Below are 14,346 nucleotides of genomic sequence, written 5' to 3'. Positions count from 1 at the left end.
GTTAACTCTCCTGTTCTAATCCTTTAATCATTTCTTGTTGAACTTCTTCTATTTCAGAAGCGTAATGTTCATTTATAAATTCAATCGCTTCTTCTCCTAATATTTGACCAATAGCCCAATAAGCTGTGCCTCTAATCATCGGTCTAGGATCATTAATGGCAACATCTTTTAAGTCAGGTATTGCCGTCGCTTCTTTAAAATGTGCTAATGCTAAAATCGCATTTCTTTGAATTGGCTTTTTACCCCTCCATGCACCAGCTAAATGTCCATAAGTATTTTTAAATTCTTTGTTATTCATTTTTAATAATGGTACTAATCTAGGCTTTAATATCTCGGGTTCTAAAACGATGTCGTCTTGTTGCGTATTAATGCCTTTATTTTTAGGACAAACCTGTTGGCAAGTATCGCAACCATATAATCTATTGCCAATTTTATAACGATATTCGTCTTGCATATAACCTTTGGTTTGAGTTAAGAAACTAATACATTTCTGACTATTTAGTTGCCCATCGCCAACTAATGCACCCGTAGGGCATCTATCAACACAAATAGTGCAATCACCACAACTATCTATCAAAGGATCGTCAGGTTCAAAAGGAATGCTTACTAACATCTCACCTAAATACGTCCATGTACCTAAATCAGGATTAATAACAAATCCATTACGCCCAGCAAATCCTAGTCCAGCTCTTTCGGCTACGGCGCGATCAGACAAGACACCCGTATCGACCATAGATTGAACTTCAACATCTGGCACCCTATCCTTTAAGTATTCGGCTAATTTATCTAACCTCTTTCTCATTATCGTATGATAATCTTGTCCCCATGAAGCTCTAGCAAACATGCCTCTTCTATCACCTTTTACGCTCTTAGGTGCGCCTTTTAGTTTGTTGGGGTATCCAACTGCAATGGCTATAATAGACCTAGCAGTTGGCAATGACAGTTTGGGTTCCGTACGTAAAGAAATATTTGATTCCTCAAAGCCAGAAGCATAACCTTTTTCATGATAATCTATAAGTTTTTGTTTTAATTCATCAAATGGATCTGCAGTTGTAAAACCTATACTATCTATACCTATCGAATGTGCATATGTAATGACATCTTGCTTTAATTGCTTAATATCCATTCACTCACTCCATATAAAAAACATACATATAATAGTGTAACACATCGTAAATATATATAGAATAAATGTATACATAGTTATCAGATAAAAAAGACATTAAAATCTTATGTTATATTCATAAGATATTAATGTCGTTATTAATAGCTAATTACAATACTCTCGCTAAGAAAGACTTTGTTCTTTCATGTTTTCTATTTTCAAACACTTCATTTGGTGTACCTGATTCTACTACAACACCATCTGCCATAAACACGACTTTATCACTTACGTCTTTTGCAAAGGACATCTCGTGTGTTACTACAACCATCGTCATGCCTTCCTTAGCTAAATCTTTCATTACCGCTAACACATCGCCAACTACTTCTGGGTCTAAAGCCGATGTAGGTTCATCAAATAACAATACTTTAGGGTTCATAGCCAGTGCTCTAGCTATAGCTACTCTTTGTTTCTGACCACCAGATAATTGAGCAGGATAAGCGTCTTCCTTATCTTCTAAACCTACTTTTTCTAATAATTTCAAACCTTCATTACGCAATTCATTCGTATTACCTTTTTTTAGTAATATTGGTGCTAGCAATACATTATCGATAACTTTTTTGTGTGGAAAGAGATTAAAATTTTGAAAGACCATACCCATTTTTTGACGCAATTGTTCTAATTGCGTATTTTTATCCATTAAATTATTACCTTCAAAAATTACTTCTCCACTTGTAGGCGTTTCTAATAAATTCATGCATCTCAACAAAGTACTCTTACCACTACCCGAAGGACCAATAATTGCGACTACTTCACCGCGTTCAACCGATAAATCTATACCTTTTAACACTTCATTTTGACCAAAGTTTTTCGTTAAATTTTTAATATTAATCACTAACTTTCAATCTCCCTTCAAAGAAGTACATTACACGAGACAATGTAAATGTAAGTACAAAATATAAGACCGCTGCTACTAATAATGGTGTGAATGGATCGAATGACGCACCTTGAACAACTTGGGCATTAAACATAATTTCACTTACACCAATTACTGAAATTATTGAAGATTCTTTTATAACCGTTACAAACTCATTACCTAAAGCAGGTAAAATATTTTTAATTGCCTGAGGTAAAATTACAGATTTCATAGTTTGACCGTACGATAAACCTAAACTTCTAGCCGCTTCCATTTGCCCTTTATCTACTGCATTTATACCTGCTCTAATAATCTCTGCTATGTATGCTGAACAATTAATAACGAGTGCAATCATCCCACAAATTAATGCCGATATATCAAGTCCAAGTACAGCGGTAGAACCAAAGTACACTAAAAATACTTGTACTAATAATGGTGTGCCTCTTAAAAATTCTATATATGCTGAAGCCAACCATTTTAGAGGTTTAAATTTACTCAATTTAAACAATGCAATAATCGCTCCAAATAAAGCGCCTAATACTACCCCAACTATAGATACTAAAATTGTATTACCTATACCTTTTAAGAAGAAACTACCATATTTAGTGAAGAAATTACCGTCATCTTTTTTCATAGCTTCTGCCGCTTTTTCTTTATATTCATCAATAAGATTGTTATCTTTCACCTCTTTGATCGTAGTATTTAATTGATTTTTCAAAGTTGGCGAATTTTTAGGTAATGCAATAGCAGTTTGCTTTTCTCCCTCTTTAAATTTCACACCGTTAGCAAATTTCAAATCTGGGTTTTGCTTTAAGTATGCTTCAGCAACAGGGCCTTCGATTACCATTCCGTCAATTTTACTACTTTTTAATGACATTATAACTTCCGGCACTCTTGTTAAGGATTGTACTTGTGCATTTTTGATTTCTTCATTTGCTATCGTTTCTTGTTGTGTTTGCTTTTGCGCACCAATTCTTTTATTAGTAAAGTCGTCTAAAGTTTTTAATTTATCCGCATTAGCTTCTTTAATAATCATTTTTTGTGTGACTGTCATATATGGGTTAGAAAAGTCAACTTCCTTTTCACGTTCAGGAGTCGGGGTCATGCCGGAAATAATCAAATCAATTTTCCCAGTTTTTATAGCTCCCAATAAACTATCAAATTGCATATTTACTATTTTTAACTTTAAATGATTATCTTTTGCTATTTTTTTAGCTAGTTCTATATCAATTCCTGCGTATTTAGTCTTACCATCAACATTATGTTCAAATTCATAAGGTGCATAATCTGCAGATAAACCTACTTTTAGCTCCCCTCTCTTTTTAATTTTATCCCACTGCTTATCTTCCGCAGCATGTGTTGTCGGATTAAGATAAAGATTTATGGAGCTTAATATTATTATAGTTGCCAACAAAATCTTCCCAATTACTTTCATAAGTAAAGACCCCTTTCTCAATTATTTTATTATTATACATAATAACGCAAATATATTCAATAACATTTTAAGTATCTTGTTTAACATGTCATAGGTTTTATAAAAGACTAGGCAGGTTATAGCTATAACCTGCCTAGTCTTTTATTGTTCTGGTATTTCAAATTTATACATTTCATCGCTGTATCGACTAATAAATCTTTTGCATAATTCATTGACAAAGAAACCTGCAACAAATGGAATAATGAAGTAACCAAAAACTAACAATATAATGTTCGTAGTAGCGTCTCCAGACATTCTATTGAAAGCGTTGATAGGCCCTACAAGACCAGTATAACCAAACCCGGCCGACATTGGTGTGCCTTGTATATTTATAAAATATGCAACCAAACCACATATAACACCATTTATTGTTAATGGAACGGCAATGATTAAATTTTTTAAATATACTGGAATCATCATTTTGGCAGCACCTATGATTAACACTAAATTTACACCAACAGAATTGACTCTTATTGAACCAAATAAAAAAGTGACACAAGCAGCAACGATACCCATATTCGCTGCGCCACTACCAAGACCACTCAAACCAATAGCTGTAGCAATTGCCACGAGTGAAATTGGCGTTACCATTAATAATGCATAAGTAACACAAATGAGTACCGACATTAACATTGGATTGAAGTCTGTAAAGGTATTAACAATATGACCAATCCCCTTAGTAATTTTTGACACATAAGGCAATGTATATAAACCTAAGATACCACTGACAACTGGAATTAACACTGGTAAAATGATCATTTCTAATGAACCTAATTTATTTTGCAATATTAAATATAAAAAACACGCTATAATTACCACAATAATTATATTAATAATATCTCCAATACCATTTAAAGATATGCCATCTCCTGAAAGTTTTATTGCACCACTACCAATCATGGCAGAAACACCCACTATCGTTGCACCTGCACCGCTAAATTTAAATTGATGGGCAGCTAATACACCAATAATGAATGCCATAAACGATTGTATAACTACGACAATTTCATAAGTTGTTTGTAATAGGTCGTTACCTTCTTTAAAGAACTTTAATAATTCACCTAATAAGGCGTTTGGAAGTAATGCTATAACTACACCTGCACCTACCGCATTTAAAATATTCATAAAAAATTGCTTTGGCGCAATATTTACTTTACTCATAAGTTTATCTCCTCTTTATGTAACTTAAAACTAATAATATTATATAACTTGTTAAACTACAATATTGAATTGTTTAGGTTATTAAAAGGTCTTTTGTACAAAAAAGCCCAAAGGCATCTTCAAATGCTTTGAGCTCTTTACTAAATTAAAAAGAAAGATTTGGTGGAGCTTTAGAGAAACATTTTGTGATATACAATAAATAAACAAAACCGACACAAGTCCATAATGAACCAAGAATTAACGCGTGTTTATCTAAACTAACAAATAAACTAATATCTAAAACGACACCGATGAATGGAATAATTAAATATGGTATCAATTTAACGCCGTTACGTTGTTTTAACTTTATGAAATAATGTGCGATAACTGCTAAGTTAACAAACGTAAATGAAATAAATGCACCAAAATTAATAAATGAAGTAGATGTGCTTATACTCATTAAAATACCGATAAGTCCAACTACCCCAATAAACATTAAATTAAATAATGGTGTTTGACTTCTTTTACCAACAAACCCAAAAATCTTCTTGTTTAAAACGCCATCTCTTCCCATTGCGTACAATAGTCTAGCTCCACTCGTTTGAGCAGATAGTCCAGAAGCAAATTGAGCTAAAATTAAGCCACTTAAGAATAGCGCTGATAAGAAGTTACCACCAACTATTTTCGCAATTTCAAAAGCTGCCGATTCAGTGTTTTGTATTGCATCGAAATTAGGTATCGTAATTGATAGTATATAGGCCACTACAATAAATAAAAATCCACCGATTAAAGTAATTAACATAATTGCACGTGGAATCGTTTTCTCAGGGTTTTTTGTTTCTTCAGCCAACGTCGTCACTGCGTCGAATCCTAAGAAGGAATAGCATGCGATCGAGGCGCCGGCTAAGACAGGTGTGATATGACTTTGTGGCAAGACAAAGACATTTTTACTCACTAGATGTCCTTCACCCATACCGTGTAATACGCTATAAACACATAAGATAATAAAAATAATAATAACTAATACTTGAAACACCATAATAAGTAAGTTCATAGTAGTCGTTGTATTAATACCTATAATGTTTATTAATGTAGTCACGATAATAAATATGACAATCCAACACCAGCTAGGTACTAATGGGAATGCAGTGCTTAAATATTCGGCGCCAATTAGCCAAATAACTAAAGGTAAAAATAAATAGTCAAGCAAAATTGTCCAACCAATCATAAAACCTAACGAATGATTCATACTTTTGGAAACGAATGTATATGCGGAGCCTGCTGATGGAAATGCTTTTGCCATTTGCCCATAACTAAATGCAGTAAATAACATAGCTATAGTTGCAAAAAAATATGCATATGGTACAAAACCATTAGTTGTTTCGAATAAAGTGCCATATGTTCCAAATACAATCATTGGTGCCATATAAGCTAAACCGAACATAATAACTTGATAAAGTGATAGAGACTGTTGTAATTTACCTTGTTCCATATTACACACGCTCCTTCGCTAGAGAGAGCTGTTCAAATATATTAGTATTTAAATTATTTACGTAATTCAAATCTGCATTTCTTTCAATATTTAAATTAACATCGACATGTTGTAATTGCGTTGAACTATCAAGTTTTAATAAAAACTTACCGTTATGGTCAACGACTGCACTGTGGCCAAAGAAGTTATGTTGTTTATTAATACCTACTTGGTTAGCTATCGCTACCGGCAATTCATTTTCGAGCGCTCTACTCATTAAATAGACATCCTGATGATGTTCATATGGTTGCATATTTGCTGTACAGATTAAAATCATTTCCGCCCCTTGAAGTTTTAATAAACGTGCAACTTCTGGAAATTCTAAATCATAACAAATCATCATACCTAGATAACCGAATTGAGTATTAAAAATTGGGTACTCTTCACCTTTACTAAATAGATTTTGTTCTTCCGCAAATAAATGTGTTTTTCGATATTTTGCTAAAACTTCACCATTATGATTTATGTATAACGAACTAATATAAAATGATTGACCGTTTTTTTCAGGAAACGAGATAACGGTATCTATATTATTTTTATTACAGCTTTGCTTAATTTTTAAAATTAAATCATCATCAACTGTAATTGCAGTATTTTCTAATGTTTGTTGATCAGTGACATATCCTGATAATGATAATTCTGGGAATAGTATAATCTTACTATCATTATTACTCGCATCTGTTAATAATTTACAAATATTCTTAACATTTGTAGTTAAATCCCCAACGTCAGGCTGTGTTTGTGCTAACGTTATTTTCATGATATTTCTCCCCTTTGTGTAAAAATAAAACTACCAATAATTAGTACAATCATCTACTTACAATTAATTTAGTGATTAATGAAATGCTTTAATTACTAAATTTTTAATTGTCTGAATTTTACTATAATTATTGGTAGTATAAAAAGAACCAGTTTCCCAAAAATTAAGGCACCAGTCCTAAGTATTATTTTTTTACACAACTTATTACTGTGCTTTCAAACCTAACTTTTCACGTAAAGTTCCTGTATGATATGACTTTTGAACTAGACCCCTTTCTTGTAAAATGGGTACTACTTTTTCAACAAATAAATTAAATTGAGTTGGTATTAATGGTGGCATAACATTAAACCCATCCGCTGCCCCTCTAGCAAACCATTCTTCCATATTATCTGCAATTTTCTCTGGCGTACCAACGATAATGTGGTGACCTCTAGCACCAGCCACCGATTTCATAACATCATCTAGTGTTAAGCTATGTTTTTTAGCATGCTCTTGTATAATTTCAATACGACTTTGGATACCATTTCCAGAGTCTAGATTAATTTGTTCAAATGGTATATTTAAATCATATCCACTAAGATCAATATCTCCTAAATAAGAAGATAATAATTTCAAACCAACTTCTGGTAATATTAAATTCTGCAACGATTCATAATTTGCTAAAGCCTCAGCTTCAGTATTACCAATTACTGGAAAAATACCAGGCATAATAACTACCTCTTGATCATTACCTCTCTCATGATGTACTTTTTCTCTAACATCATCGGCATATTTCACTGCCGCCTCTAAATCAGTTTGCGCTGTAAAAATAACTTCAGCTATTTTTGACGCAAATTCTATTCCTTTTTTAGAAGATCCAGCTTGAATCATTAATGGATGACCTTGAGGAGAACGTTCTATGTTTAATGGTCCTTTGACTTGGAAAAAATGACCATTATGATTTATTGCCTCTGGTTCTTCATCACTAATAAACTGTCCATTACTTTGATTTCTAGTAAATGTTACATTATCCCACGAATGCCATAATTTATGAGTTACATTAACAAATTCGGCAGCTTGATCATAACGTAAATCATGCTCCATATTTTGGGTGCCATTAAAGTTTTGAGCAGTATCATTTACCCCAGATGTTACTATATTCCATCCAGCTCTCCCATTACTAATATGATCTAAAGTTGAAAAATCACGAGCCAATGTAAATGGTTGAGAGAAAGTCGTAGAAGCAGTAACAATAAGACCAATATCTTTTGTTTCTCTTGAAATTACCGACATTAAATTAATAGGTTCATATCGGGTCATTAAATCCGGATGCGTTTTTTTATCAACGAATAACGCGTCAGAAATAAAAACAAAGTCAAAATTTGCGCGTTCTGCTGTCTTAACATTTTCGATAATATTTTCTAAGTCCATTGTGCCTTTTTTAGCTACATCTGGATGTCTCCAACTTGCCACGTGATGACCATAACCAGCCATGAAAAATCCTAACTTCATTCTTTTCAACTTTATTCCCCCTAAATCCTTACTATTCCGAGTTATTTAATAAAGTTTAAGGTACCATTTTCTAACCTATCAGTCAATATATTAATCAATGAGGAGTGAAAATTATAGAAAAATAACCTTTGACTGTATCGTGAGCAAGGTATCTGGTTTCAGAGAATTTAGAAGCTGCAATCTTTATTATTGGAAGCTTAAATAATATTTATCCTAACTTTCTTTTGCAAGTTTATCTAAATGCTGTTGTGAAGTAGGCGTCACTACTAAAATTTTTACGATAACTAGTTGATATTGTCATGGTTCACTAGCATCCAACTAAATAATTTAATGTGAGCTTTGCTTATTATTGTTCAATTTTCTAAATGTAGTGATAACGTCTCAGCCAATCTTTGAGAGTAAAGGCATTCAATGCATTTACACCTTCACTTGTTTTACTATACTGTTACTATTACTGAATTTAGCTTTCCTTTATACGCTTGTATTCAAATTTAGTGCTATCGCCAACATTGTCTGCAATGACTTTACTATTTATTTGCTTTTTAAATAGTAATTTTTCTATCGTTTTAAATTAAACAAAACACTTGGAAAAATAGTAACGTCTTTATACTAGTAAAAAACTTTATTTTTGAACTAATTTGAGTATTATATCATCTAATAACATAATAAATTAAACGTATCTTAATACTATTATTCAAATTAGCTGAAAATAAAATCTTAAACGTCCTGTTGACATTAAATAATATTAACTGTAATATAATTGAATATAAATTTAGAAAATTCAAAAACTTTAATCATTATAAGAACTCACCTATCATTACAAGTTATGAGTTCAATTTTTTTAAAATAAATCCTTAGTATTCTGATAGGGATATTAATACGTGTTATTTATTTTACTCAAAAGGAGTGTTTTTATGCAAAAAATTATTATATTTGCCCTAGCCGGTTTTCTAGCTGAATTGGTTGATGGTTCATTAGGTATGGGGTATGGTGCTTCAGCCTCATCCATACTACTAACATTTGGAATTACTCCAGCAATTGCATCTGCTACTGTTCATTTTTCAGAAATACTAACAACAGCTGCTGCGGGTACATCCCATTTGAAATTTAAAAATGTGCACAAGCCTTCTATTATAAAATTAGCAATACCAGGATCTATAACAGCCTTTATAGGTTCAATGTTTTTAAGTAATGTTAATAGTGATTTCATTAAACCAATAATCTCTACATTCTTATTATTACTTGGTGTCTACATAATTTATCAATTTTTATTTAAAAGTACTAAAAAACAAGGAAATGACTCAGGATTTAAGAAAATATCTAATTTTGTGCTATTACCACAAGCCGCAGTAGCAGGGTTTCTTGATTCCATCGGCGGTGGAGGCTGGGGACCTGTTAATACCCCGCTACTTCTTTCAAGTAAAAAAATTGAACCGCGCTATGTAATAGGTACAGTTTCGGCAAGTGAATTTTTTGTTACTCTATCATCATCACTTGGTTTTTTAATATTTCTAAATTGGGCTTCAATAAATTGGCTTTTAGTAATTGTATTAGCAATTGGTGGCGTTATAGCAGCACCAATATCTGCTTGGTTAGTTAAATTATTACCTATAAACATTCTTGCAATAGGTGTCGGCGGGCTAATAATTTATACAAATATTAGTTCTTTAACATCTATTTTTACAAATAATGCGAGTGCAATAATTACTGTCAAAATTATCGTCGTTATTACTTGGATATCATTAGTCTTAACTACAGCTTTAAGAAATAGAACTAAAGTTTCTACTACAAATTAACTAGTTATAAAATAACTTCAAATACAAAAAAGCCTCTTATATAGAGGCTTTTTGTATTTAAATATTAAAACCTCATATAAAAGAGGTTTTAAAGTAACAGTTTAATACCGATTTTCCAAATATATAATTGATGTAGATTTTATGCATACAAGGTTTCAAATTATGATTCTCAACTTAATAATTTTATATATCATTTTTAAAGTCACATTTTATAATACACTCGGTTACTTTGCACAGATAGCCTTATTTAAATAAGTCGTAAAATTCGTTAATAGCTTGTTTGTTATATTCTTTTGCTTCAAATGTCTCATAATCAGGGATTTCATTCTTAATAAATCTTAAAATGCTCTCCCCGATATTTTCAGGAGTATTTTCTGCTAACATACCGTAATCACCATATTTAAGTACAAACCTATTTGCAGGTATATCAGAAGCTAATACATTTACGTTTAAAGTCAATGCCTCTAATAAAACCATAGATTGCCCTTCATAGTGAGAAGTTAATACAAACAAATCACATCTTTTCATGATATTGAATGGATTAGATTTTTGACCGACTAAATAAACACTATCATCAAGATTCAGTTTATTTATTAAGTTATTAAGCAGCGCTTTTAAAGGCCCATCACCTAATATATATAGTTTAGCATTGGGATATTCTTTTACTACATCAGCAAAAGCTTTAATTAAAATATCAAAACCTTTTTCAGGTGATAATCTACCCATAGCCATGATGTTATAATTATCATCATTGAACTCGGCTGTTTTTATTGTATTATTTTGAATGAAACCTAGAACCTCTTTTCCATTTTGTTGGAAATAATCACTATTATCATTTACTAGATTACTAATTTTATCAAAATTTATTAAATTCATTGCTGAAGTAAATTTGTTTTTATCAGCAGCGAAACCAATATTTTTAATATTTATATCTTTAGTAACTTCCGAAACACTTACTAATTTATCGAACCTATGATACAGAGAAACAGCACCCTTTAAATTTGTATAGTGAGGTCTTCTACCACTTACAGTGCGTTGCATATCACTTTTTATATCACTGTGTAAGTAAATGATTTTTCTTTTTGCTTCAGTACCTAATAAAATTTTTGGCCAGAACATAGAATATCCACTATAATCAATAACGTAATCAAATTGCGAATTTCCAAATATTTTTCTTGATTCCCTTTTGTAGGAACTATCTGTATATAACAATTTTTCAATGAAACTGTTAAGTCCTCTGTTTTTTACAAATGTATCCCTATACTTTTCTGATAATGTAGCCAATAAAGGACCTTTACGAAGAAGAATTCTTACATTGTCATTTACTTCTTTTAAGTTAGTTAATATTTCTCTATCATTTGTATTGTTTAAAAAAATTGTAACATCGTATTTATCATAATCAATATTTTGTAATAAATTTATAGCAGCAGTAGTAATACCATTATTTTTCATACCACCAGGAAACATCAGTATATTTTCTTTATTTTTTAGAGTTTGATATTTTTTATCACTAAATATTTTATCTACTAAAACTTTAGTGACATTCCCATTTTCGTATGGTGTGTACGTAGATTTAAATAGTTCGTACTGCTTTTTATATTTATCTACTTCTTGGTCAATATTATTAATAGTTGTTATTAAATCATCTTCATTAGAAATCGAGGGACCTGGTAATTGATTTGGTTCTATATAAAATCCTCTATCATCTTCATATGTTTCATAATCAGGCACATAGAATACTATTGGTTTATTTGTGACTAAAAAGTCGAAGAAAATACTAGAATAGTCTGTTATTAACAAATCAACTATACTCAATAACTCATTTGTGTCAAATGTATCTGGTATCAAATAAGGTCTTAACTCATTATGTTTTATTGCATTATTATAAGTAAATGGATGTACTTTAATTAATATTTGATAACTTGTTGAATTTTGCATTTTTTGTAATAATTGGTAGATTTCTTCAATATCATCTTCTGCATTATGAACATCATTACCTCTCCACGTTGGTGCAAATAGTGCAACTTTCTCATTCTCAAGATACACATCATTATCTTTTAATTTTGCTATTATTTGCGCTTTATTAGAATTAATAGTTAAATCGATTCTAGGATATCCTATCTCAAATAATTCCCCATTAAGTAATCCATCTAATTTAAATGCCCTTTTAAAAATTTCCGTAGTATGTTTATTGGGACTTATTAATAAGTCTGAGCTCAAAAAATTTTTAATAATATTTTGACTTCCCAATAAATTATCCTCTACATCTAAGCCCATTAATTTTAAAGGAGTCCCATGCCATGTGTTTATGTATATTTGATCAGCTTTTTTTGTGAAGTAAGCAGGAAAAGTTGAGTTATTTAAAATGTATTTACTTTCTGTTAAATAATTTAAATATTCATCACTTTCCTTCACAATAAATTTTACATTTGAATAATTTCTAAATTCATTTCCAAACTTCATCTTTTTATCTTCCGTATCCACAACCCAAATGTGGTACAAATTTTTATAGGTAGCATTTTCTAATAAATGTAAAAAGACAGCATAAGGACTATCTGTCATACTCTGTCCGTCCCGGGATTGATATAAAACGTAATTACTATTTACTTTATTTGTCTTATAATATTTTGCATATTTTGTTATTTTCTTAACGTATGCACTTTTTTTAAGTGAGCCCAATGGTTCTTTGACAAATTTATATTTTCTCTTTATTTGATTTATTACTTTATTATTTTTAAAATTCAAAATATTACCTCACTTTCAGACAGAATAATTACCTAAAAACATTAAAAATACAATAATTTTTAGATAAATAACGATATCTATATATTAGCCTTATATTATTATAAAGTAAACAATATTTAAAATATTCGATATATTTAATTATGTCTACATATTAATTACTTTCATTTTTTACAATATATTAATATCAAAACAGTTCATTTTTAACCATGTTCCATTAGTGTTTCTTTGACCACAAAAAGAACAAAATATTTAAATTTAATGTTTTTATGAGGATAAAAAAAAGAAACCCTGTAATTACAGGGTTTCTAGAATATACTGATGTCTATAACACCAAAAGATACCGGTGGTCGGGTTTGAACCGACACTCCAATGAAGGAACGGGATTTTGAGTCCCGCGCGTCTGCCAATTCCGCCACACCGGCCCAATAAATAAAAAACTCCCAAATGGAAGCAATTATGGAGCGGAAGATAGGACTTACACCTATACCTTGTTCCGGGAAGGAACCTGTTCTAAGAGTTAAACTACTCCCGCATAAATTATAAAATTAAATGGAGCGGAAGATAGGACTTACACCTATACCTTGTTCCGGGAAGGAACCTGTTCTAAGAGTTAAACTACTCCCGCATAAATTATAAAAATTAAATGGAGCGGAAGATAGGACTTACACCTACACCTTGTTCCGGGAAGGAACCTGTTCTAAGAGTTAAACTACTCCCGCATAAATTATAAAAAATAAATGGAGCGGAAGATAGGACTTACACCTATACCTTGTTCCGGGAAGGAACCTGTTCTAAGAGTTAAACTACTCCCGCAAATCACATAGAGGCGGCAACCGGATTTGAACCGGTGATAAAGGTTTTGCAGACCTCTGCCTTACCACTTGGCTATGCCGCCAAATACTGGGCTAGCTGGATTCGAACCAGCGCGTGACGGAGTCAAAGTCCGTTGCCTTACCGCTTGGCTATAGCCCATTAATACTTAAGGGCGGCTGATGGGAATCGAACCCACGAATGTCGGAACCACAATCCGATGCGTTAACCACTTCGCCACAACCGCCATGGCAGGGGCAGTAGGAATCGAACCCACATCAAAGGTTTTGGAGACCTCTATTCTACCGTTGAAATATGCCCCTATTAAATTATAAATGGTGGAGGGGGGCAGATTCGAACTGCCGAACCCGAAGGAGCGGATTTACAGTCCGCCGCGTTTAGCCACTTCGCTACCCCTCCATATGATGCCGGCCAGAGGACTTGAACCCCCAACCTACTGATTACAAGTCAGTTGCTCTACCAGTTGAGCTAGGCCGGCTTGTTTGAATGGTTCAGGACAGAATCGAACTGCCGACACATGGAGCTTCAATCCATTGCTCTACCAACTGAGCTACTGAACC

9 protein-coding genes and 12 tRNA genes are annotated in these 14,346 nt (G+C 32.1%); 1 reads left to right on the top strand and 20 read right to left on the bottom strand.

The genetic code is table 11. The features are described 5' to 3' along the window. Position 1: 1 nt before the first annotated feature. From queG to ISP02_RS04610, 7 genes are all read right to left on the bottom strand, one after another. A complete protein-coding gene (gene queG, locus ISP02_RS04640; RefSeq protein WP_195720431.1) occupies positions 2-1,126 on the bottom strand; it encodes a tRNA epoxyqueuosine(34) reductase QueG in 1,125 nt (374 codons plus the stop codon). A 148-nt stretch (positions 1,127-1,274) separates the two neighbouring features. Next, positions 1,275-1,997 carry an amino acid ABC transporter ATP-binding protein gene (locus ISP02_RS04635; RefSeq protein WP_195720430.1) on the bottom strand — a complete coding sequence of 241 codons (723 nt, stop codon included), beginning with the start codon at positions 1,995-1,997 and terminating at the stop codon, positions 1,275-1,277. Continuing rightward, entirely contained in the window at positions 1,990-3,453 is a 1,464-nt protein-coding gene (locus ISP02_RS04630; RefSeq protein ID WP_195720429.1) for an ABC transporter substrate-binding protein/permease, read from the bottom strand. The genes ISP02_RS04635 and ISP02_RS04630 overlap by 8 nt, the downstream gene beginning before the upstream one ends. A 141-nt stretch (positions 3,454-3,594) precedes the next feature. After that, positions 3,595-4,653 (bottom strand): PTS transporter subunit IIC, encoded by a 1,059-nt coding sequence (locus ISP02_RS04625; RefSeq protein WP_195720428.1) that lies wholly within the window; start codon positions 4,651-4,653, stop codon positions 3,595-3,597. A 145-nt stretch (positions 4,654-4,798) separates the two neighbouring features. Then, positions 4,799-6,124, bottom strand: coding sequence for an APC family permease (locus ISP02_RS04620; protein ID WP_195720427.1), 1,326 nt, complete (start codon positions 6,122-6,124; stop codon positions 4,799-4,801). 1 nt (position 6,125) lies between these two features. Next, positions 6,126-6,923: a carbon-nitrogen hydrolase family protein gene (locus tag ISP02_RS04615; protein ID WP_195720426.1), complete on the bottom strand. Its 798-nt coding sequence runs from the start codon at positions 6,921-6,923 to the stop codon at positions 6,126-6,128. Positions 6,924-7,127: 204 nt separating this feature from the next. Further along, entirely contained in the window at positions 7,128-8,414 is a 1,287-nt protein-coding gene (locus ISP02_RS04610) for an LLM class flavin-dependent oxidoreductase (protein ID WP_195721828.1), read from the bottom strand. Between the two features lie 914 nt (positions 8,415-9,328). Between ISP02_RS04610 and ISP02_RS04605 the strand changes: the two genes are divergently transcribed. Next, positions 9,329-10,210, top strand: a complete 882-nt coding sequence (locus tag ISP02_RS04605; RefSeq protein WP_195720425.1) for a sulfite exporter TauE/SafE family protein — start codon at positions 9,329-9,331, stop codon at positions 10,208-10,210. Between the two features lie 243 nt (positions 10,211-10,453). On the opposite strand, the gene ISP02_RS04600 is transcribed toward ISP02_RS04605, so the two are convergent. The 13 genes from ISP02_RS04600 to ISP02_RS04540 form a co-directional block, all read right to left on the bottom strand. Beyond that, complete coding sequence (locus tag ISP02_RS04600) at positions 10,454-12,955, bottom strand: CDP-glycerol glycerophosphotransferase family protein (RefSeq protein WP_208455770.1); 2,502 nt, start codon at positions 12,953-12,955, stop codon at positions 10,454-10,456. A gap of 338 nt (positions 12,956-13,293) precedes the next feature. Next, positions 13,294-13,377 (bottom strand) — tRNA-Leu (locus ISP02_RS04595). Between the two features lie 35 nt (positions 13,378-13,412). Then, positions 13,413-13,487, bottom strand: a tRNA-Gly gene (locus ISP02_RS04590). Positions 13,488-13,505: 18 nt separating this feature from the next. Next, a tRNA-Gly gene (locus ISP02_RS04585) sits at positions 13,506-13,580 on the bottom strand. Positions 13,581-13,599: 19 nt separating this feature from the next. Beyond that, positions 13,600-13,674 (bottom strand) — tRNA-Gly (locus ISP02_RS04580). A gap of 19 nt (positions 13,675-13,693) precedes the next feature. Beyond that, a tRNA-Gly gene (locus tag ISP02_RS04575) sits at positions 13,694-13,768 on the bottom strand. Between the two features lie 11 nt (positions 13,769-13,779). Further along, positions 13,780-13,850 (bottom strand) — tRNA-Cys (locus tag ISP02_RS04570). A 5-nt stretch (positions 13,851-13,855) separates the two neighbouring features. After that, a tRNA-Gln gene (locus ISP02_RS04565) sits at positions 13,856-13,927 on the bottom strand. Between the two features lie 12 nt (positions 13,928-13,939). After that, positions 13,940-14,012, bottom strand: a tRNA-His gene (locus ISP02_RS04560). A 2-nt stretch (positions 14,013-14,014) separates the two neighbouring features. Next, positions 14,015-14,088: transfer RNA gene (locus ISP02_RS04555), tRNA-Trp, on the bottom strand. A 13-nt stretch (positions 14,089-14,101) separates the two neighbouring features. After that, positions 14,102-14,185 (bottom strand) — tRNA-Tyr (locus tag ISP02_RS04550). 6 nt (positions 14,186-14,191) lie between these two features. Next, a tRNA-Thr gene (locus tag ISP02_RS04545) sits at positions 14,192-14,264 on the bottom strand. Positions 14,265-14,273: 9 nt separating this feature from the next. Beyond that, a tRNA-Phe gene (locus ISP02_RS04540) sits at positions 14,274-14,346 on the bottom strand.

Origin of the sequence: Staphylococcus durrellii, from assembly GCF_015594545.1 — a bacterium.
Classification (GTDB): domain Bacteria; phylum Bacillota; class Bacilli; order Staphylococcales; family Staphylococcaceae; genus Staphylococcus; species Staphylococcus durrellii.
The sequence above is the reverse complement of the archived record's forward strand: the minus strand, read 5'-3'. Positions and strand labels throughout refer to the sequence as shown.